Here is an 18,397-nt window from a genome sequence, read left to right as displayed (position 1 = left end):
TGCTCCGCCCGTTACACCGAGGACGAGGCGGGGACCTCGGATCGCGCGGGAGTCAGGGAACCGGTGTCGTCCCCGTCGTGGCGGCCGGCGGAGAACGCCACGGTGGCCGGTGCGACAGCCGCGCCGACCGTCGAGGTCTCCGTCGCGATGCCCTTCGCGGTGCGCCGCTCCAGCAGCGCGTCGAGTGACCAGCGGCCCGGCCCGGCGACCACGATCAGCAGGAACGTCCAGGCGTACATCGCCGCCGGTTCGCCACCGTTCTGGATCGGCCACAGGGCGTTCTGCTGGTGCTCGGTGAAGTACGCGTAGGCCATCGAACCGGAGCAGATCAGCGCGGCGTAGCGGGTGCCGAGGCCGAGCATCACCAGCCCGCCGCCGACGAGCTGGATCAGCGCCGCGTACCAGCCGGGCCAGGTACCGGCCGCGACGGTCCCGCCGCCGAAGGCGCCGCCGAGGACGCCGAAGAGCGAAGCGGCGCCGTGGCACGCGAAGAGCAGTCCGACAACGATGCGGAACAGCGACAGCACCTGGTCCTGCACGAGGGCGGCCGAAGTCCTTGAACCGGAGAAACGCATGAGGGGTCTCCTACGGCAGAGAGGGAGGTACCGATGCGGGAAGAGTAGGAAGAATGGTTGAAGCCGCACTTAAATCCAGCGCGTTGGCACTGTGTCGCCGGACGCCTTGCAGCCGAATGGCCGAACAGCGTGTTGACGGAAACGCGGTGCCGGCACGGCGGAACGGCGTGCCCCGGCGGCTCAGTGCGGGAACGTACGTGGCGGCCGTTGGCGGGGCAGGTCGTCGCGGAACTCCGCTATTCGGCTGCTGATCTGCCGTACGAGATGGGTGTCCTCGATGCGGTCGAGGTAGAGGGAACGGCCGGCGACGCCGTCCAGATCGAAGGAGAAGTACAGGGACATGAGGGGGTTGATGAAGAGCTCCGAATGCCGAGTGCGATCGGTGAACCGCACATCGCCGAACTCCCCTCGTACCGCCGCGGCGATCGAGCCGTTGACGATGCTCGGATGCACGGCGGTCTCCGCCTGGGCATGGGCCACCGCGTCCAGGTAGAGGGCGCCCTCGGAGGTGTCCCGGGGGACGGACAGTGCTCCGAGGTAGGCGGCGTCACGGTCGAGTGCCGCGATGTTCTCCAACACCTGGGAGTGGTTCACCCCGTGGTACGCGTCAATGCCGAAGCCCAGGCACACGACGAGCCGGTTCGGTACCGCCAGTCCGTGCACGGCCGCGAGGCTCGCCATGTCCTCCTCCGGCGTGCCGAGACCGGACTCGTCACCGCGCATGAGGATGTCCGTGCCGCCGTCGACCAGCACGATCGCGTCCACGGCGAGGTGCTCTACCAGCGCCTCGTACGCCGCCCGCAGCGGCTGCACCCCGATCGACGGGAAGGCGAAGACGGTCTCGGGCATACCGCGCCGACGCAGCCAGCGCGCCAGTGTCCGTTCGGGAAAGTACTCCGCGGCCGACACGGTGTCAGGCCCGATCTCTGCGACGTCCGGCGCGAGCCATACCTCGGAGTCGAGCCCGTAAAGATCGCTGAACGAGAAGTTCGCCAGGTGGACGTCCTTGCCCTGGGCCCTGAGCGCCAGCGCCAGCGGCAGGCCGGCGTAGACGTCGAAGCCGCCGCCCGCGCCGGCGATGAGCACCCGGCCGGCCGGGGCGAGGCGCGCGAAGAGGGGCGGCACGGCGAAAGAGGACATGGGAGGGGACCGTACCAGCGCGCGAAGCAGGGCGGCGCTCTGCCGTGGCCGTGGTGGTGTATCCCTGGGCGTGGTGGACGGAGCCCACGCCGCCCGGACGCCGTCCCGCATCATCGGAAGGGAACCGCCGTGACCACTGTTCTGCGCGATGCCTGGAACACCCTGGTCCCCGACCTCGACAGCCGCCACGGGCCGTTGCCGCCGCTGCTTCTCGCGCTGACCGTCGTCACCGGGCTCGTCGACGCCTTCAGCTATCTGGTGCTGGGGCATGTCTTCGTGGCGAACATGACGGGCAACGTCGTCTTCATGGGCTTTTCGCTGGCCGGCGCCGAGGGTTTCTCCCTGACCGCTTCGCTGGTGTCGCTGGTCTCCTTCGTCGTGGGGGCGCTGGCCGCCGGGCGTGTCGCCAACCGTTTCCCGCACCACCGCGCTCGGTTGCTGCTCGCCGCGACCGTCATCGAGTGCACCCTCGTCCTCGCGGCGTACCTGAGCAGCGAACTGACCGCCGATCGGCCTTCGTCGGCCATGCGCTACGTGCTGATCGTCCTGCTCGGCCTGGCCATGGGCGGGCAGAACGCCACCGCCCGCCGGCTGGCCGTCCCCGATCTCACCACCACGGTCCTGACGCAGACCATCACCGGCATCGCAGCCGACGGGCGGCTCGCGGGAGGCACCGCCGGCAGGGCCGGCACCCGCGCCCTGTCGGCCATCTCGATGTTCCTGGGAGCCCTCGTCGGCGGGCTGCTCATCGGCCACACGGCGCCGGCGCTGCCGTTGCTCGTCGCCGGTCTCACGCTGGCAGGGACGGCCGCGGTGGTGTCCTTCCACGTCCGCTCGACGCGGTCCTGGATCGCGGCAAGCAGCTGACGTTACGACTGACCGTACGGAAGGGTCACACCGTGCCGGGGGCCGGCCGCCACAGCGGGTACATCGCCTCGGGGTCGAAGGGCAGGGCCAGCGGCTCGCCGAGGTCGGTGTAGCCGTGCCGCAGGTAGAGCTTGCGGCTGGCGGGGCTGGTCGCCTCCAGGTAGGCCGGGCGGCCGTCCCGGTCGAGCGTCTCGTGGTGCAACCGGAGCAGCCGCGAGCCGATGCCGCTGCCCTGCAGGTCGGGGTGGACGACCAGGAAGGCGAGGTGCTCGTAGTCGCCGCGATCGGTGGGGTGGGCCCGCTCCATGGCCTCGTCGAGCTCGTGGAACCGCCCGACGTGCTCCTGGCACGCGGCCGCCAGCAGATCGTCGTAGCCCTCGATGGCGGGGGAGGGCTCCGGCAGCCATACCGCGGCGGCCAGCAGATCGTCGGTCACATGGACCGTTCCGTGGCGCAGCGCGTGTCCGACGAGGATGCGGAAGAAGTTCGGAAAGATCTCCGGGTGCCGTTCGCGTACCGGGACCAGCCAGCTGTGCAGCGGCAGTTCGTCGAAGACGGTCGCCAGGAGCCGGGCGACGGTCTCCTCCTCGGCGGGGACGGCTTGTCTGACGGTTGTACCGGTCACGCGCGCACTCCCATGGGTCGGCTTCTGGCGGCCGGGCCAGATCCTATCCGCCGCTTGTCGGCAACCAGCCATCGCCCAGGGCGATTTCCGGGACCGCCGCAGGCCGGCGGTCTCGGGCCGTCTCCGATTCCGTAGACTCCGGTTTCGAACGGCGCCGCCGCAGCGGCCGCCGCACGATCGCTGGGCGGGACACCGTACGCCTGAGTCCACGAATGCGAGGCCGACCGATGACCGCCGATCAGCACCAGCGCCCCCACACGCCGGGCAGCCCCGGCACGGAGCCCGCCGATCCCGTCGATGCCGTCGACGAGGCGCAGGCCGTCCGCTCCTCGATCCGCGGGACCGCGCGGGGCATGTCCCATCACGAGGCCGAGGAAGCGCTGGAGAAGGCCCGGTCCGAGGAAGACCACGGTGAGGACGCCGGGGGCGACGAGGACGGCGACGGCGGTCCCGTCGGCGCGGCGGTCGAGGAGTGGGAGCGCATCGTCGATCTGCTCACCACGCACGCCGGCCCCTACGATCCGGACTCCGATCCCTTCGTCCAGGGCGAGCTGACCGCACAGGCCAACCGGAAAGCGGCCAAGCGGACCGACAACACCGGCGCCGCCGACACGGACGCCGACAAAGCGGATGCCGACGACGCCGATGCCAGGAACACCTTGCTGAGCACGCTGGCCCGTACCGGGGTACGGAACGGCGCCGGCGGCGAGCACGAGTCGGTGGTCACCCGGATCGTCCAGGCCGACCCGGCTGCCGCGCTCGCCGTGAGCCGCTGGCTCGACGCCGCCTTCGCTTCCGGCCGGTCTCAGGCTCAGGACTGAGGCTCAGGACTGAGGCCGGGCGTCACCGGAGGACCGATCCGCTCCGGCCTCAGACCAGCACGAGCAGGTCCATCCAGCTGGTGGCGGGTTCCGCCGGTTCCGCCGGTTCGGCCGCGCCGGCCGCACGGAGCCGGGCCATGCCCTCGGTGAACTCGGCGTCCGGGAGGGCCCGGAGCTTCGAGTCGGCGTCGCGGCGGATCGTCCCCGCGAAGTCCGCCAGGCTCGCTGCGCGTCGTCCTGCGGTACCGAACGCAGCGCCACCCGCGTGAACCCGGCGGCGGCGAAGGCGTCGCAGGTCTGCTCGACGGTCGGGTACGTGTCGATGACGCGCGCCGTCCCGGGGAAGAACCGCACCCGCAGATCGCGGTCGCAGCGGCCGGGGAACGTGTTGCGGACGAGCACCGGTGCTCCCGGCTTCAGCGCCCTGAGTGCGGAAGGGCCGCGGGATTGGCTGCCGGGCCGGGTGGTCCCGCAAGGGCCGTCCAGGGCAGTACCACTGCGTGCCGGCGCGGGAACCGCCGTGTGGACGATGCTGAAACCCGTGCGGGCCCCGGAGCCAGAACGTGGCTTCGGGGCCCCATCGCGCGTTCGGGGCGCCGGGGGAGGAGACTGCACGAATGACTGTTCATCGCCGCCCGCTGGGCATCGGACCGCACCCCGACACCGATCCGGACGAGGGGCGGGCGCAACGGGCGATGACACCCGCCGAACGCGCGGCCGCGGAAGCGGCGAGAGCGGCGGTGGAGGAGGAGAGCCTTCCTCCGGAACAGCCCGCCGTGCGGCGCCCGTTGGGTGACGGGTCGCACCCGAACGCCTGATTTCAGGCCGTCGGGAAGCGTTCGCTTGGGAGCCCTCTACCCAGAGGCCTTTCACCCGCGAGACCTTCACCCGGGACCCGTTCGCCCGAGATCCGTTCACCGGGGTTCCGGATCACCTTCCGCGCCGTCGCCGTGCTGCTCGTACCAGCGCCGGATGCGTTCCATCTTCCAGATCACCGCCCGGTCGATCTCCTCCACACTCAGACCCGTGGCCGCCGACAGGGTGTCAGGACCCATGAGGTCCTGCGGGCGGCCCTGCAGCGCGCGGCTGATCTTTGCCGCCCAGAGTTCCTCCGGCACGAACGGGCGCCGTCGGTACTCGTCCTGCAGCGCGACCAGGTGCTCGGGCGAGCAGACGATGATCAGCCGCTTGCCGTCCTTGCCCGGATCGTGGGCGTGCACCGCCGAGGAGTCCGGCACCAGGTCGAGACGGCCCTGCGCGCCGATGCGTTGGCCGCAGAAGTCGCAGATGTCCGGGAACGGGTCAGACTCGTCCGATGCCATACCCAAGGGCTACCCCGAAGAGGGGTCCCGATAGCCGTCCACCCACCGGCGCGGCGGGGCGCGCGGGATGAATCGCCGGGCCCCGGCCACGCGACGCAGCTCCTGGCCCTGCTGCCGGAACTCGTAGGGGCCGAAGCCGCAGCCTGATCCTCACTCCAGAGACATAGGATGTCTCCATCTGGCGGGCTGAGCCATAGCAGGGGCGGTCAGGCTTCCTCATGTCCAAGATGGCGTTGATCAAGCAATATTGGGCACTTGCCTTGGGTTCAAGGGCGACGTAGAGTCCGTTCTGAAGTCGAGACATCGGATGTATTTCGATGGGCTCGGGCTCGCCACACCCCCAGCCGATCAGAGGGAACAGCTCCGTGAAACTGCTGCGCTTCGGCACCGCCGGCCATGAGCGGCCCGGCGTCCTCACCGACGAAGGTGCGGTACTGGACCTGTCGGCGCTCACGCCCGACATCGACGGGGCCTTCCTCGCCTCCGGTGGGCCCGACAGGGTCCGGGCCGCGCTCGCCGCGGGCTCCCTGCCCGTCGTGGACGCCACCGGGCTGCGGATCGGAGCTCCCGTCGCGCGGCCCGGCAAGGTCGTCTGCGTCGGCCTCAACTACCGCGGCCACGCGGAGGAGACCGGTGCCGCGATCCCGCCGCGACCGGTGGTGTTCATGAAGGATCCGGGCACGGTGGTCGGCCCGTACGACGAGGTGCTGATCCCGCGCGGATCGTCGAAGACCGATTGGGAGGTCGAGCTCGCGGTCGTCATCGGCAGCCGGGCCCGCTACCTGGAATCACCGCTCCACGCCCTCGACGCCGTCGCCGGGTACGCGGTGAGCAACGATGTCTCGGAACGTGAGTTCCAGCTGGAGTTCTCCCCGCAGTGGGACCTCGGCAAGTCCTGCGAGACGTTCAATCCGCTCGGCCCCTGGCTGGTGACCCCGGACGAGGCCGGCGACCCGCAGAAGCTCGGACTGCGGCTGTCGGTCAACGGCACGCAGCGGCAGAACAGCGAGACCGGGGACATGATCTTCGACGTGGCGTACCTCGTCTGGTACCTGAGTCAGTACATGGTCCTGGAACCCGGTGACGTCATCAACACCGGCACTCCGGCGGGGGTCGCCCTCGGACTGCCGGGGACCCCGTACCTGCGCCCCGGCGACACCGTGGAACTCGCCATCGACGGTCTCGGCGCCCAGCGCCAGACGTTCGCCCGAGCGTGAGAGGCACCTTCGTGACGCCAACCGCCCCCCGGATCACCGCGGTCGACACGTACGACATCCGGTTCCCGACCTCGCGCGAGCTGGACGGCTCGGACGCGATGAACCCGGATCCCGACTACTCCGCCGCGTACGTGATCCTGCGCACGGACGCCGGCGACGGGCTGGAGGGTCACGGGTTCACCTTCACGATCGGACGCGGCAACGACGTACAGGTCGCCGCGATCGCCGCGCTACGGGGACACCTCGTCGGCCGGCCTCTCGACGCGCTGTGCGCCGACCCCGGTTCGCTGAATCGCGACCTGATCGGGGACAGCCAACTGCGCTGGCTCGGCCCGGAGAAGGGCGTCATGCATATGGCGATCGGCGCCGTCGTCAACGCAGTGTGGGACCTCGCCGCGAAGCGTGCCGGGAAGCCGCTGTGGAAGCTGCTCGCCGACGCCGACCCCGAATGGCTGGTCTCCCAGGTCGACTTCCGCTACATCGCCGACGTCCTCACCCGTGAGGAGGCGCTCGGCCTGCTGCGCCGGGGCGCGCCGGACCGGGACGCACGCGAGGCGGACCTGCTGCGACGCGGCTACCCCGGATACACCACCTCGCCGGGTTGGCTCGGCTACTCCGACGAGAAGCTGACACGGCTCGCGCGGCAGGCCGTCGCCGACGGCTTCACCCAGATCAAGCTGAAGGTGGGCGCCGACCTCGGCGACGACATCCGGCGGCTGCGTGCCGCCCGCGCCGCCGTCGGTCCTGAGTTCCGTATCGCCATCGACGCCAACCAGCGGTGGAACGTGGGCGAGGCCATCGAGTGGACCAAGGCCCTGGCCGAGTTCGAACCGTACTGGGTCGAGGAGCCGACCAGCCCCGACGACATCCTCGGCCATGCGGCGGTGCGCAGCGCCGTGGCACCGGTCAAGGTCGCCACCGGCGAGCACGTCCAGAACCGCATCGTCTTCAAGCAGCTGCTGCAGGCGGAGGCGATCGACATCCTCCAGATCGACGCGACCCGGGTCGGTGGCGTCAACGAGAACCTCGCGATTCTCCTGCTCGCGGCGAAGTTCGGGATCCCGGTCTGCCCGCACGCCGGCGGAGTGGGACTCTGCGAGCTGGTGCAGCACCTGTCGATGTTCGACTACGTCGCGCTGTCCGGAACCACCGAGGACCGGGTCATCGAGTACGTCGACCATCTGCACGGGCACTTCGAGACCCCGGTCGTCATGCGGCGCGGGCAGTACGCCGCACCCACGGCACCCGGTTTCTCCGCGGAGATGCGCGCCGCGTCGATCGCGGAGTACACCTATCCCCATGGCGCTTTCTGGGCCGCCGACCTCGTCACCCGGGGGACCGCGGCATGAGTGACCTCTTTGGCCCGGCACTGTCTGTCCGCACGACATGATGTGTCCGGGCCGGGCCGTCGCGGTGCACCGCCCCGCCCGTGAAGTGGTCGATGCTGGAGAACAGCCGGGAACCGGCACGGAGGGAGACCTGCCATGAGAGTCGCGCTGCACACGAAGGTCCGCGGGGACCGGATCGAGGAGTACGAGGCCGCGCACCGGCAGGTGCCGGAGGAACTGGTCACCGCGATCCGCGCGGCCGGCGCCACCTCATGGACGATCTGGCGCAGCGGCACCGACCTGTTCCACGTCCTGGAAGTCGAGGACTACCCGGCGATGATCGCCGAACTGGGCAAGCTCCCGGTCAACGTCGCCTGGCAGGCCAGGATGGGTGAGCTGGTGGAGGTCGCGCACGACTATTCCGCCGGCGGGTCCGACGCGACGCTGCCCGTGGTGTGGGAGCTGTGACGAGTATGCGCATCGTCGATTCCCATCACCACCTGTGGGACCTGGCGGTCCGCGACCAGGACTGGATCACGGGCGAAGCCCTCGCCCCGCTGCGCCGCAACTTCGCCCTGGCGGATCTGGAACCCGAGGCACGTGCCGCCGGAGTCGAAGCGACCGTCGTGGTCCAGACGGTCACGGTCCCGGAGGAGACCCCGGAACTGCTGGCTCTCGCGAACGGCAGCGACCTGGTCGCGGGGGTGGTTGGCTGGGCCGATCTGACCCACCCCGGCATCGCCGACACCCTCGGCGCCCTGCGTGAACTGCCGGGGGGCGATCGGCTCGTCGGTATCCGGCACCAGGTGCAGGGCGAGCCGGATCCGCGGTGGCTGCTGCGCCAGGACGTTCTGCGCGGGCTGGCGGCCGTCGCTTCGGCGGAACTCGTCTACGAGCTGGTGATCCTCCCGCATCAGCTGCCCGCCGCGTACACGGCCGCCGCGCTGCGGCCCGAGCTCACCTTCGTCCTCGACCACCTCGGCAAACCGCCGATCGCGAGCGGTGAACTCCGGCCCTGGGCCGACGCCGTTCGGCAGCTGGCGTCGCTCCCCAACACCGTCTGCAAGCTCTCCGGGATGATCACCGAGGCGGACTGGGACACTTGGACGACCGCGGGCCTCGCGCCGTACGCGGACACGGTGCTCGACACGTTCGGACCGGACCGGCTGATGTTCGGGTCGGACTGGCCGGTGTGCCGTCTGGCGGGTTCGTACACCCAGGTCGTCGACACCGCACGCGAACTGACCGGCTCGCTCGGCCCGGCCGGGCGCGAGGCGGTCTTCGCCGGCACGGCCACCCGCGTCTACGGCCTGTGACGGGAGCGGACCGGGACCGGCGGTCGGAGCGTCCAAATGGTTGATGGCTTGGAAAACCATTAGGAAAAGGCGTACGGTCGACTCCATGAACACCACGGATCCGCAGATCGGTGCGCCGTTGCTCGGTGAACCGCTGCCGGTCGAGCTGATGAACACCGTGTGGGCCGACCGCGACGGTGTCCACGACGCCCTGGGTGACGCCGATGACCTGGCGCGATGGCTGCGGGCCGTGTCCCCGCGCTTCGAGCCGGCACTCGCCCTGGACGAGCCGGCCGCGGCATCCGGGCCCTCGCCGCTGCTGCCGCTCGTGGACAAGTACCTGCGGCTGCGTGACGCGCTGCGCCGGCTGGCGGCCGTTGTCACCGAAGACCCCCGTCCGGCGGCGGCCTCGGCGGCGCCCGATCTCGCGGCGGCTGTGGAGGCGGTCAACCGGGCCTGTGCCTATGCACCCGAGTGGTCGCGGATGGTGTGGCCCGAAGGGGGAGTGCCGTCCCTCACCAGGACCGGCGCACCGTCGCGCGACATCGCGGCGACGGCGCTGTCACGGATCGCGGAAGAGGCCGTCCAACTCTTCGCCGGGCCGGACCGGGATGAGCTGCGCGCCTGCCGGGCCCCCGGCTGCGTGTTGTATTTCGTGCGGGCCCACCCCCGCCGGGAATGGTGCTCGGCCAACTGCGGCAACCGCGCCCGCGTCGCACGCCACTACCAACGCCACCACGCCGAACCCTCCGTATAAGCGGTAGGGGCACGACTCGGCCGGCCGGCTGAACGATCTGGCGCCGTCCGGGATGCGACGTTCTGGCGCGGACAAACGTGTCCTGCGGATCTCCACAAGGGCCGAGACCCTGACACTGCCTGGCGAATTGCGAACGAGCCCGGCGGTGTCGTCGGAGGTGCCCGGACGCGCCGCCGGACCTGCCTTGGCCGCGCCGCCGGACGCGCCCGGATGGGGGTCCCGGCGGCCTAATCCGCAGGTCGGACGCCGGTGCTGCTGCGAGGATGGGCTTCATGATCACTATCACCTTCGCCCTCGGCGACATCACTGAGCAGCGCGTCGACGCGATCGTCAATGCCGCCAACTCCTCGCTGCTGGGCGGTGGGGGAGTGGACGGGGCGATCCACCGCAAGGGCGGGCCCGAGATCCTGTCGGAGTGCCGCGCGCTGCGGGCGTCCCACTACGGGAAGGGGCTGGCGACCGGCCGGGCCGTGGCCACCACGGCGGGACGGCTGCCGGCGCGCTGGGTGATCCACACCGTCGGCCCGGTCTGGTCGCAGAACGAGGATCGGTCGGACCTGCTGGCGTCCTGCTACCGGGAGTCGCTGCGGGTGGCCGACGAGCTGGGGGCGCGGACGGTGGCCTTCCCGGCGATCTCCACCGGGGTGTACCGGTGGCCGATGGAGGACGGGGCCCGCATCGCCCTGGCAACGGTCGCGGCGGCGGAGACGTCGGTGTCGGAGGCCCGGTTCGTGCTGTTCGACCAGGACGCTTACGACGTCTTCGCCTCGCAGGCCTGAAATCCGCTGCCAGGGGCCGGGGAGTTCAGCGTTCGGTGTCCGCGTCGAGTACGGGCTTGATGTCCAGGACCGGTGTGGCGTCCAGGGCTTCGAGATCCGACACGCACATCCGGTTGCCGTCGATCGAGACGATCCGCACCCGGTGCAGTCCGATCGGGTTGGGACGGGCGGGTGAGCGGGTGCTGAACACACCTGTGGGCGGCCTGGTCGCGTCGCCGCGCGGGTGGACGGTCAGGACATCGCGACGTGCGCGGTCGAGCCAGGTCAATACCAGGATCTCGGCGCCGGCCCGCAGGTCGGCGAGCCCGGCGCTCACGGCCGGTTCGAACACGAGCCAGGCCTCGGGCGATCCCTCATCGCCCTGCTTGGGCGCTGTTCCGGGGTCGACCAGCGGCGACTCGACCCATCCGATCGGCCGCAGGGCATACAGGTCATCGGGCAACGGACGTTCCTTTCCGGCAGGTGGGGCGAAGGGGGGTGCCCGCCGCCCTCGTGAGGGCGGCGGGCATCGGACGGACGGAGCGAAGGGACGTCCGCGTCAGTTGCCGAGGAGTTCCCATTCCAGCTTGGCGAGACGGTCGCGGTCGGCGAGCAGGTTGATCTCGGTGATCCTGCCGTTGACGACGGTGAGGCCCATGACCGCGTACAGCTGCCCGTCGGGGACCGTGATGATCCCCGGGGCTCCGTTGACGAGTGCGTGCCTGGCGTACTGGGCGAAGGCCGTGAAAGTGAGCGCCTGCTGCGCCACGGTCCGCGATCCGCGGATGAGCCGGGAGATGTTGCCGGCTCCGGTGCCGGTGTCGGCCCGCATCAGGACGTCGGGATCGAGGACCGCCACCAGGGCGTCGAAGTCGCCGCCGCGCGCCGCGGTCATGAAGGCGTCGACGACTTCGCGCTGGCGGCTCGGGTCCGTGTCGGGAGCCGGGGCCGCTCCCTGGACCCGGCGGCGGGCCCGGCTGGCGAGCTGCCGGGTCGCGGCAGGGGAGCGGTCCACGATCGGGGCGATGTCGTCGAAGGGCACGGCGAACATGTCGTGCAGCACGAAGGCGAGCCGTTCGGCGGGCGGCAGCGTCTCCAGGACGACGAGCAGCGCGAGACCGACCGAGTCCGCCAACAGCACCTCGTGCTCGGGGTTGAGCCCCTCGGCGCTGCTGACGATCGGGTCGGGCACGTGCACTTCGAGCGGGTCCTCGCGGCGTGTGGTGCGCGACCGCAGCATGTTCAGCGACACCCGGGCGACGATCGTCGTCAGCCAGCCGCCCAGGTTCTCCACATCGTCGGTGCCGGCTCGGCTGGCCCGCAGCCACGCGTCCTGCACGGCATCCTCCGCCTCGCTCAGCGAACCGAGCATGCGGTAGGCCACTGCCCGCAAGTGGGTGCGGTGGGCCTCGAACTGCTCCGCGAGAAACTCTTCGTCGTTCATCGGTCACATTCTCCCGTTGCCTCGTGTCATATCGATGACCCGTGAAACCCCGGCGATGTGACGGGCGCACGATGCCGGCCCGATCCCGCTACGGACCCGGTCCGGTCGCCACGCGGCAGGGACCGGTCGGTGGGGCGTGCGGAGTTCTACTCGCCGCTGTCTCCGGGGCCGCAGGCGGGCTCTTCCGACTGGATGATGCGGGTGAGCAGAGCGATGAGCTGCTCGCGTTCCGCGGGGGAGAGAGCCGCGGTGAGTTCGGCGTTCGCCTCGTCGCCCAGTTCCTCCGTGCGCCGCAGCCGCCGCCGGCCGCTCGCCGAGATGGCGACGGCGTTCTTCCGGCGGTCCTTGGCGTCGGGTGTACGGGTCACGAGGCCGCGGCTCTGGAGTTCGTTGACGATCGCGACCATGTCCTTGGGGTCGATGCTCAGACTCCGGCCGAGCTCCGCCTGCGACACCGGCCCCAGTTCGGCGACGGCCGACAGGACCGCGTGATGCATCATCCGCAGGCCCTCGCGGGCGAGCGCTCCGGCGACCAGGCGGTGCCCACGGGCGGCGGCACGCCCCAGGAGCCAGCTGGGCAGTTCACGGATCCGGGCGGGGGCGTACGGGTCTTCGGCCATGCCTCCAGCGTATCGAACTCATCATTGGGGCGACCAATGACATTCTGATACCGTTGGGATCACCAACGAATTGGAGGTATCCATGCGGCGCGTCCGCTTCTACGAGTACGGCGGCCCGGAAGTGCTGCGCGTGGAGGAGGCCGAGGACCCCTCGGCCGGCCCCGGCGAACTGCTGGTCCGTACGGAAGTCATCGGCGTGACGCTGCCTTCGGTGCGCAAGGTGCGCGGCGAGGGCGGCGGTACGACGCTGCCGGGGATTCTGGGCGGCGAGGTCGCCGGAGCGGTGATCGCGGTAGGGCCCGGCGTGACGGACTTCGCGGTCGGGGACCGCGTCACCTCCCTCACCTTCACCGGCTCGTACACCGAACTGGCCCTCGCGCCCGCCGCCATGGCGAGTCGTATACCGGACGGCGCGAGCGCGGTGCAGGCTGTCGCGCTCGTCCGCAGCGGGCAGGTCGCCCTCGCCGCGCTGGCCACCGCCCGACCCGCCACTGCCGAGTCGGTGCTCATCACGGGAGCGGCGAGCGGGGTGGGGCACCTCGCGGTCCAACTCGCCAAGATCCAGGGCGTCCAACGGGTCGTCGCGGCCGTGAGCTCGCCCGCCAAGGCCGACTTCCTGCGCGCGCAGGGAGCGGACGAGGTCGTGCTGTACGACGGCGAGAACTGGGGCGAGCCGGTCGATGTCGTCCTGGACGGCGTCGGCGGGGGTCTCCTCCCGCGCGCCGTGGCCGCCCTCGCGCCCGGCGGACGCCTGGTCTTCTTCGGCTCCGGCGGCGGCACGGTGCCCGCCTTCGACCTCCTCGCCGGGGCCAAGACCATCACCGGTCTGACGATGGCTCGCTTCTCCACCACTCAGCGCGAGTTGTACGACCGGCACGGCGATCTGTTGTGGGAGCTCGCCCTGTCCGGACGGCTGCGGCCCGCCGTGCACGCCGAGATCCCCCTCGCCGACGCCGCACGGGCACACGAGATAATCGAGGCACGGGCCAACTGCGGCAAGGTCGTTCTGCGCCCCTAGTCGACGTCGCACCTGGCCCGCGTCGCCCCTCCGGCCGCTCGCGAACGGCCGTACCCCGCTTGGTGCGAGGCCGGGATCGGTTCCGCCGCTCGGCCGGAGCGGCGGAACCGAGCGCCGTCGTGGAGGCCTCCGGCGCAGGCGCGAGCGGCGTCAGCTCCGCGACGCCAGAGCGGCCAGGGCGGCCAGCGTGTCGGGCCAGTCGGCGGTGATGCCGGGGCCGATCTGCGGTCCCGCCTCGTCGGAGCCGGCGCCGGTGATCTCCATCCGGTACACCACGCGAATCCTCTCCTGGTCGATCCGGACGATCCGGTGCGTGGTCCGCAGCACCAGCTCGTCGAACCGGGCCTCGTCGACGAACATCTCGTCCTCGACCGCCTCCGCGACGACGAGGAGCACTGGGTCGTCGCCGGGCGGCGTCATCGTGATCCGCGCACCGGGTGCGAACGGGCCGCTGATCTCGATCTTCTCGATCTCGGCGTTCCAGGCGCCCCAGTTGTCGACATCCGCCCAGAGCCGCCAGATCGCCTGGGGGGTGGCGCTGGTCTCGATACTGCTCTCGTATTCCCACATGGTGGCCTCCTCGACTGGTTAATCTATCCATAGATTATCTGCGCGACGACTATCTGTCCAGCGCTCCGCCCCACCGCTTCGGTGGCGACCTCCGATCCCTCCGCCGCCACCGGACCACTGCGTCACCGGTCCCTGGGCCACCGGGCCGCCGCGCACCGTCCTGCCGTGCCGTCGGGTCGACTTCGGGGCCGACCTACGATTCCTCCATGATCGAAGGAAACCTCGTGAGACTCCGCGCGTTGCACGCGGAGGACCTGGACCACCACGTCCGCTGGCGCAACGATCCGGAGGTGGTGCACTGGGCCACCGGCGGCAATCCGCACTTCGGCCCCGTCACCCGGGCCGCCGTGGAGCGCGGCTTCGACACGATGCTGGGCCTGGACCCCGGCGATTCACGTGTCTTCACCGTGGAGGACCTGGTCGACGGCCGGCCGATCGGCATGGCCGACTACCGCGACCTCGACCCGTTCGCGGGGCGGGCCACCGTCGGTATCACCATCGGCGAACGGGACTGCTGGGGCACGGGACATGGGACGGAAGCCCTGCGCCTGCTCGTGGGGCATCTCTTCGACGCCTGCCGGCTGCACCGGGTCGAACTCGACACCTGGAGCGGCAACGAGCGCGCCATGCGCGCCTTCGAAAAGGCCGGGTTCCGCGAGGAGGGCCGGCGCAGGGCCGCCGTGCTGGTGGCAGGGGAGTGGTACGACAACGTGCTGTTCGGGATACTGCGCGACGAGTGGCGCGAATCGGCCGGCGGCCGGGCCCGCCGCCCGGAAAGGGATGCCGCTTCGACCGAGTGAGCCGTCGATTCTCCGGGAAGGGGCCTCGGAGCGGTGCGACCTCGTTGACGGAGGAAATCCGGGCGGGGCCGCAGGACGCGTCGATAGGCTCCGGGTCCGGAGCCCGCATTGCGCTGGGGAGTGATGGCATGCAGGTATTCGAGGTACGACGCGGTGAGCTGTTGGAGTCGATAGCGGATCAGGCCGCATCGGCCGGCATCTCGGACGGGGCGATCGTCTCCCTGATCGGCGCGGTCGACGCTTTTACCGTCTCGACGATGTCCGAGGACGACGCAACGAAGGACCAGCGCACCTACTACACCTGTCCGGCGGAACTCGGCGGAACGGGAGAGATCCGGGACGGAGACGTTCACATTCACGCCATTCTGGCGGTAGCAGGCGATAAGGCCATTGCTGGGCATCTGCTCCACGCTCGGGTGGAAACGCACTTTGTGCGGGCGTACGTGCTCCCCGCGCTTCCCACATAGTCCCGACAGCCTCCGACAGCCTCCGGCGGACTCCGGCGGACTCCGGCGGACTCCGGTCGGGACGCTATGCGGACCCGAAGCGAGCCGCTATAGAGGCCCTGCGAACCACCGGATCGTTCTGTCGTGCTACCCGTCCGTACACATGAGCGGACGGTAAGTGATTTCTATACGACCCCCCGCATTACTGCTAATCTGCGCCCTATGGCTCAGAAAATCGTAACCATTTACACCGACGACCTCACCGGCAAAGAATCGGCGGAGGCGGCCACTCACACGTTCGCCGTTGATGGCGTTGTCTATGAAATCGACCTCGCCCCGGACAGCTTTGACTCTCTTCTCGAAGCGTTGAACCCCTTCATTGCGGCCGGGCACAAGGTGGGCCGGAACAAGGGCGCGAACGGACCGCGCAAGCTCGCCGGCGCCGGTTCGGAGGACACCGCCAAGATCCGGGCCTGGGCCAAGGAGAACGGCTACGACGTGAACGACCGGGGGCGCGTCCCCGCGACGGTTCGTGAGGCGTACGAAAAGGCGCACTGAACCCGGTGCTCGTCCCGTGACGGCCCCGCCGCTCTTTTGGAGCTGCCGGGGCCGTCGTCGTTCGTTGAGTCGCGAGCCGCCGGCAGCCAGTCTTCATTCGTCGTTCGTCAGTCGTGAAGGATCGTCAGGGCGATGTCGTCGTAGGGCACGCCGAACAGGTCGTGCAGCACGAGAGCCAGCCGCTCTTCGGGCGGCAGTGTCTGCAGGGCAACGAGCAGCGCGAAACTGACCGAGTCGGCCAGCAGCGCTTCGTGTTCGGAGGTGCATCCGTCGGTTCTGCCGTCGATCGGGTCGGGGCTGTGCAGCACTTCAAGTGGGTCCCCGCGCCGTCGATGGCGCGAGCGCAGCATGTCCAGCGATACCCGGGCGACGATCATCGTCAGCCAACCACCCAGTTTCTCGGCGTCGTTGGTGCCGGCACGGCTGAGCCTCAGCCATGACTCGTGGACCGCGTCATCCGCTTCGCTCAGCGAGCCGAGCATCCGGTAGGCCACCGACCGCAGATGAGTGCGGTGCGCCTCGAACCGCTCCGCCAGAAATTCATGTCCGTCCACCGGTCACACTCCCTCGTCGCGTGGTGTCACTGCACTGACAGACGAAACGCCGCCGATGTGACAGGACGCGGTACCGACCGCGCCGCACGGCCGGCCTCCAGGAGTGATGAGATGGCTGCTTCAGTACCCACCACAATCCGTTCGGGACCCGCGGCGGGGGCGGGCCCCGGTGCGATATTGGCTTTCCTCTGCATCGCTCAGTTCATGGTCTTCATCGACGTATCGATAGTGAACCTCGCCCTGCCGTCCATCCAGCGCGGCCTCGGGATGTCCGATGTCAGCCTGGAGTACATCGTCACGGCCTACTCGACCGTGCTCGGCGGATTCCTGTTGCTGGGCGGGCGGCTAGCCGACACGTTCGGGCGTCGCCGGATGCTGCAGACCGGGTTCGTCGTGTTCGCGCTGGCCTCGCTGGTGTCGGGCCTCGCGCAGAACGGCGCCACGCTGATCACCGCCCGGGGATTCCAGGGACTCGGCTCGTCGCTCATCGCGCCGGCCGCCCTGTCGATCCTGACCGGTACCTTCGCGGAAGGTCCTGAGCGCAACAAGGCGCTGGGCATATGGGGTTCGCTGTCCGGTGTCGCGTCGATCGTCGGCGTCATCCTCGGCGGTGTGCTCGCCGACGGGCCCGGCTGGAAATGGATCTTCTGGATCAACGTGCCGATCGGCCTGTCGGCCGCGGCGCTGGCCCCGCGCATCGTGCCCGAGAGCCGGGCCGATGAGCGTCGCCGTCCCTTCGACGCGGCGGGCGCGGCAACCCTCACCGCCGGACTGCTCCTGCTGATCTTCACCCTCGGCGAAGCCACCCACGTGGGCTGGGGCACGGCCCGTACCCTCGGCAGCCTGGCCGGCGTCGCCGTGCTCCTCACGGGGTTCCTGGTGATCGAGGCGCGGGTCGCGTCGCCGATGATGCCGCTGAAGGTCTTCCGGCTGAAGACGATGCGGACCGCCAACCTCTCCGCCGTACTGGTCTTCGGCACCTTCGGCGCGCTGTTCTACTTCGCCAGCATCTTCATGCAGCAGGTCTACGGCTACTCACCGATGAAGGCCGGGTTCGCGTACGTGCCGCTCGCGGTCTCCGTGGCGGTCGGCGCGGGGGTCGCCTCGGGACTGATCACCAGGATGGCGGCGCGGCCCGTGCTCGTCACGGGGCTCGTGGTCACCATCACGGGACTGCTGCTGCTCTGGCGCGCTCCGGCCGACGGCAGCTACGCCGCGAACCTGCTGCCCGCGTTTCTTGCTCTCGGACTCGGCTGCGGCATGTGCTTCGTGACACTGCAGATCGCCGCGTTCGTCGGCATCAGCGAGGAGGAGGCGGGACTCGGCGCCGGTCTCATCAACACCAGCCAGGAGGCCGGCGGGGCGCTCGGCCTGGCCATCGTCGCGACCATCGCCTACAGCGGCTTCGCCGGGAAGCTCGCCGCCGCGGGCGGTGACCCCCCGGCGATGCGGGCCGCGCAGGCCTCGGCGAACCACGAGGCGTTCCTGGCCGCCGCCTGCTTCGGAGTCGGCGGGCTGCTTATCGTGCTGCTGCTGATGCCGCGGGGGAAGGCGTCGATGAGCTCCGCGAGCGCGGTGGCGGGATCCCAGCAGACGCCGGAGGACTCCGAGACCGCCACCGTCATCCGGATGGGGTCGGAGAAGTAGCCGGTCGGGGGAACGGGCTGCCGGCCGGACCGTGG

General features: G+C 70.2%; 22 protein-coding genes and 1 pseudogene. 14 read left to right on the top strand and 9 right to left on the bottom strand.

The features are described 5' to 3' along the window. Positions 1–11 precede the first annotated feature (11 nt). Both AC07DC_RS01950 and AC07DC_RS01945 read right to left on the bottom strand, forming a co-directional pair. The gene (locus tag AC07DC_RS01950) at positions 12–575 is read right to left on the bottom strand and encodes a DoxX family protein (protein WP_478910921.1); all 564 of its coding nucleotides are present in this window, start codon (positions 573–575) and stop codon (positions 12–14) included. Between the two features lie 180 nt (positions 576–755). Then, complete coding sequence (locus tag AC07DC_RS01945; RefSeq protein ID WP_478910919.1) at positions 756–1,715, bottom strand: DUF1152 domain-containing protein; 960 nt, start codon at positions 1,713–1,715, stop codon at positions 756–758. Positions 1,716–1,844: 129 nt separating this feature from the next. Here AC07DC_RS01945 and AC07DC_RS01940 point away from each other — a divergent pair, with 129 nt between their 5' ends. Next, positions 1,845–2,582, top strand: a complete 738-nt coding sequence (locus AC07DC_RS01940) for a YoaK family protein (RefSeq protein WP_478910917.1) — start codon at positions 1,845–1,847, stop codon at positions 2,580–2,582. A gap of 25 nt (positions 2,583–2,607) precedes the next feature. Here AC07DC_RS01940 and AC07DC_RS01935 read toward each other — a convergent pair whose 3' ends face one another. Continuing rightward, on the bottom strand, positions 2,608–3,207 hold the full coding sequence (locus AC07DC_RS01935; protein WP_478910915.1) for a GNAT family N-acetyltransferase: 600 nt from the start codon (positions 3,205–3,207) through the stop codon (positions 2,608–2,610). A gap of 227 nt (positions 3,208–3,434) precedes the next feature. On the opposite strand from AC07DC_RS01935, the gene AC07DC_RS01930 reads away from it, so the two are divergent. Beyond that, positions 3,435–4,028, top strand: a complete 594-nt coding sequence (locus AC07DC_RS01930) for a hypothetical protein (protein WP_478910913.1) — start codon at positions 3,435–3,437, stop codon at positions 4,026–4,028. Positions 4,029–4,645: 617 nt separating this feature from the next. Beyond that, the gene (locus tag AC07DC_RS01925; protein WP_478910911.1) at positions 4,646–4,846 is read left to right on the top strand and encodes a hypothetical protein; all 201 of its coding nucleotides are present in this window, start codon (positions 4,646–4,648) and stop codon (positions 4,844–4,846) included. Between the two features lie 96 nt (positions 4,847–4,942). On the opposite strand, the gene AC07DC_RS01920 is transcribed toward AC07DC_RS01925, so the two are convergent. Then, positions 4,943–5,350 carry a hypothetical protein gene (locus tag AC07DC_RS01920; protein WP_478910909.1) on the bottom strand — a complete coding sequence of 136 codons (408 nt, stop codon included), beginning with the start codon at positions 5,348–5,350 and terminating at the stop codon, positions 4,943–4,945. Between the two features lie 365 nt (positions 5,351–5,715). Between AC07DC_RS01920 and AC07DC_RS01915 the strand changes: the two genes are divergently transcribed. From AC07DC_RS01915 to AC07DC_RS01890, 6 genes are all read left to right on the top strand, one after another. Beyond that, positions 5,716–6,567 carry a fumarylacetoacetate hydrolase family protein gene (locus tag AC07DC_RS01915; protein WP_478910907.1) on the top strand — a complete coding sequence of 284 codons (852 nt, stop codon included), beginning with the start codon at positions 5,716–5,718 and terminating at the stop codon, positions 6,565–6,567. A gap of 11 nt (positions 6,568–6,578) precedes the next feature. Next, a complete protein-coding gene (locus AC07DC_RS01910; RefSeq protein WP_478910905.1) occupies positions 6,579–7,916 on the top strand; it encodes an L-fuconate dehydratase in 1,338 nt (445 codons plus the stop codon). A gap of 135 nt (positions 7,917–8,051) precedes the next feature. After that, positions 8,052–8,363 (top strand): L-rhamnose mutarotase, encoded by a 312-nt coding sequence (locus AC07DC_RS01905; protein ID WP_478910903.1) that lies wholly within the window; start codon positions 8,052–8,054, stop codon positions 8,361–8,363. A gap of 5 nt (positions 8,364–8,368) precedes the next feature. Further along, a complete protein-coding gene (locus AC07DC_RS01900; RefSeq protein WP_478910901.1) occupies positions 8,369–9,211 on the top strand; it encodes an amidohydrolase family protein in 843 nt (280 codons plus the stop codon). Positions 9,212–9,296: 85 nt separating this feature from the next. Beyond that, positions 9,297–9,947 carry a CGNR zinc finger domain-containing protein gene (locus AC07DC_RS01895; protein ID WP_478910899.1) on the top strand — a complete coding sequence of 217 codons (651 nt, stop codon included), beginning with the start codon at positions 9,297–9,299 and terminating at the stop codon, positions 9,945–9,947. Between the two features lie 272 nt (positions 9,948–10,219). Beyond that, on the top strand, positions 10,220–10,726 hold the full coding sequence (locus AC07DC_RS01890) for an O-acetyl-ADP-ribose deacetylase (protein ID WP_478910897.1): 507 nt from the start codon (positions 10,220–10,222) through the stop codon (positions 10,724–10,726). A gap of 25 nt (positions 10,727–10,751) precedes the next feature. On the opposite strand, the gene tsaA is transcribed toward AC07DC_RS01890, so the two are convergent. The 3 genes from tsaA to AC07DC_RS01875 form a co-directional block, all read right to left on the bottom strand. Continuing rightward, a complete protein-coding gene (gene tsaA / locus AC07DC_RS01885; RefSeq protein ID WP_478910895.1) occupies positions 10,752–11,168 on the bottom strand; it encodes a tRNA (N6-threonylcarbamoyladenosine(37)-N6)-methyltransferase TrmO in 417 nt (138 codons plus the stop codon). A 96-nt stretch (positions 11,169–11,264) separates the two neighbouring features. Then, positions 11,265–12,149 (bottom strand): RNA polymerase sigma factor SigJ, encoded by an 885-nt coding sequence (sigJ, locus tag AC07DC_RS01880; protein ID WP_478910893.1) that lies wholly within the window; start codon positions 12,147–12,149, stop codon positions 11,265–11,267. 146 nt (positions 12,150–12,295) lie between these two features. Continuing rightward, entirely contained in the window at positions 12,296–12,769 is a 474-nt protein-coding gene (locus tag AC07DC_RS01875; RefSeq protein ID WP_478910891.1) for a MarR family winged helix-turn-helix transcriptional regulator, read from the bottom strand. An 82-nt stretch (positions 12,770–12,851) separates the two neighbouring features. Here AC07DC_RS01875 and AC07DC_RS01870 point away from each other — a divergent pair, with 82 nt between their 5' ends. Beyond that, positions 12,852–13,787, top strand: a complete 936-nt coding sequence (locus AC07DC_RS01870) for a quinone oxidoreductase family protein (RefSeq protein WP_478910889.1) — start codon at positions 12,852–12,854, stop codon at positions 13,785–13,787. 150 nt (positions 13,788–13,937) lie between these two features. On the opposite strand, the gene AC07DC_RS01865 is transcribed toward AC07DC_RS01870, so the two are convergent. Beyond that, a complete protein-coding gene (locus AC07DC_RS01865; RefSeq protein WP_478910887.1) occupies positions 13,938–14,357 on the bottom strand; it encodes an SRPBCC family protein in 420 nt (139 codons plus the stop codon). A 206-nt stretch (positions 14,358–14,563) separates the two neighbouring features. Here AC07DC_RS01865 and AC07DC_RS01860 point away from each other — a divergent pair, with 206 nt between their 5' ends. The 3 genes from AC07DC_RS01860 (at position 14,564) to AC07DC_RS01850 (ending at position 16,161) form a co-directional block, all read left to right on the top strand. Beyond that, positions 14,564–15,157, top strand: a complete 594-nt coding sequence (locus AC07DC_RS01860; RefSeq protein ID WP_478910885.1) for a GNAT family N-acetyltransferase — start codon at positions 14,564–14,566, stop codon at positions 15,155–15,157. Positions 15,158–15,285: 128 nt separating this feature from the next. After that, positions 15,286–15,624: a PCC domain-containing protein gene (locus AC07DC_RS01855; protein WP_478910883.1), complete on the top strand. Its 339-nt coding sequence runs from the start codon at positions 15,286–15,288 to the stop codon at positions 15,622–15,624. Between the two features lie 201 nt (positions 15,625–15,825). Beyond that, positions 15,826–16,161: a histone-like nucleoid-structuring protein Lsr2 gene (locus AC07DC_RS01850; protein ID WP_478910881.1), complete on the top strand. Its 336-nt coding sequence runs from the start codon at positions 15,826–15,828 to the stop codon at positions 16,159–16,161. Positions 16,162–16,289: 128 nt separating this feature from the next. Here AC07DC_RS01850 and AC07DC_RS01845 read toward each other — a convergent pair. Then, positions 16,290–16,715: pseudogene (locus AC07DC_RS01845) on the bottom strand (sigma-70 family RNA polymerase sigma factor); the annotation flags it as partial. Positions 16,716–16,826: 111 nt separating this feature from the next. On the opposite strand from AC07DC_RS01845, the gene AC07DC_RS01840 reads away from it, so the two are divergent. Continuing rightward, positions 16,827–18,362: an MFS transporter gene (locus AC07DC_RS01840; protein WP_478910879.1), complete on the top strand. Its 1,536-nt coding sequence runs from the start codon at positions 16,827–16,829 to the stop codon at positions 18,360–18,362. Positions 18,363–18,397 lie beyond the last annotated feature (35 nt).

The organism is Streptomyces sp. NPDC045021, from assembly GCF_056432645.1.
This window is presented reverse-complemented; position numbering and strand designations above follow the sequence as displayed.

What these genes read in the sequence shown, in the direction of transcription:
- AC07DC_RS01870 (WP_478910889.1), top strand. Translation starts at nt 12,852, where the DNA reads ATGCGGCGCGTCCGCTTCTACGAGTACGGCGGCCCGGAAGTGCTGCGC.
- AC07DC_RS01890 (WP_478910897.1), top strand. Translation starts at nt 10,220, where the DNA reads ATGATCACTATCACCTTCGCCCTCGGCGACATCACTGAGCAGCGCGTC.
- AC07DC_RS01850 (WP_478910881.1), top strand. Translation starts at nt 15,826, where the DNA reads ATGGCTCAGAAAATCGTAACCATTTACACCGACGACCTCACCGGCAAA.
- AC07DC_RS01925 (WP_478910911.1), top strand. Translation starts at nt 4,646, where the DNA reads ATGACTGTTCATCGCCGCCCGCTGGGCATCGGACCGCACCCCGACACC.
- AC07DC_RS01900 (WP_478910901.1), top strand. Translation starts at nt 8,369, where the DNA reads ATGCGCATCGTCGATTCCCATCACCACCTGTGGGACCTGGCGGTCCGC.
- AC07DC_RS01905 (WP_478910903.1), top strand. Translation starts at nt 8,052, where the DNA reads ATGAGAGTCGCGCTGCACACGAAGGTCCGCGGGGACCGGATCGAGGAG.
- sigJ (WP_478910893.1), bottom strand. Translation starts at nt 12,149, where the DNA reads ATGAACGACGAAGAGTTTCTCGCGGAGCAGTTCGAGGCCCACCGCACC.
- AC07DC_RS01895 (WP_478910899.1), top strand. Translation starts at nt 9,297, where the DNA reads ATGAACACCACGGATCCGCAGATCGGTGCGCCGTTGCTCGGTGAACCG.
- AC07DC_RS01920 (WP_478910909.1), bottom strand. Translation starts at nt 5,350, where the DNA reads ATGGCATCGGACGAGTCTGACCCGTTCCCGGACATCTGCGACTTCTGC.
- AC07DC_RS01945 (WP_478910919.1), bottom strand. Translation starts at nt 1,715, where the DNA reads ATGTCCTCTTTCGCCGTGCCGCCCCTCTTCGCGCGCCTCGCCCCGGCC.
- AC07DC_RS01860 (WP_478910885.1), top strand. Translation starts at nt 14,564, where the DNA reads ATGATCGAAGGAAACCTCGTGAGACTCCGCGCGTTGCACGCGGAGGAC.
- AC07DC_RS01930 (WP_478910913.1), top strand. Translation starts at nt 3,435, where the DNA reads ATGACCGCCGATCAGCACCAGCGCCCCCACACGCCGGGCAGCCCCGGC.
- AC07DC_RS01840 (WP_478910879.1), top strand. Translation starts at nt 16,827, where the DNA reads ATGGCTGCTTCAGTACCCACCACAATCCGTTCGGGACCCGCGGCGGGG.
- AC07DC_RS01865 (WP_478910887.1), bottom strand. Translation starts at nt 14,357, where the DNA reads ATGTGGGAATACGAGAGCAGTATCGAGACCAGCGCCACCCCCCAGGCG.
- AC07DC_RS01855 (WP_478910883.1), top strand. Translation starts at nt 15,286, where the DNA reads ATGCAGGTATTCGAGGTACGACGCGGTGAGCTGTTGGAGTCGATAGCG.
- AC07DC_RS01875 (WP_478910891.1), bottom strand. Translation starts at nt 12,769, where the DNA reads ATGGCCGAAGACCCGTACGCCCCCGCCCGGATCCGTGAACTGCCCAGC.
- AC07DC_RS01950 (WP_478910921.1), bottom strand. Translation starts at nt 575, where the DNA reads ATGCGTTTCTCCGGTTCAAGGACTTCGGCCGCCCTCGTGCAGGACCAG.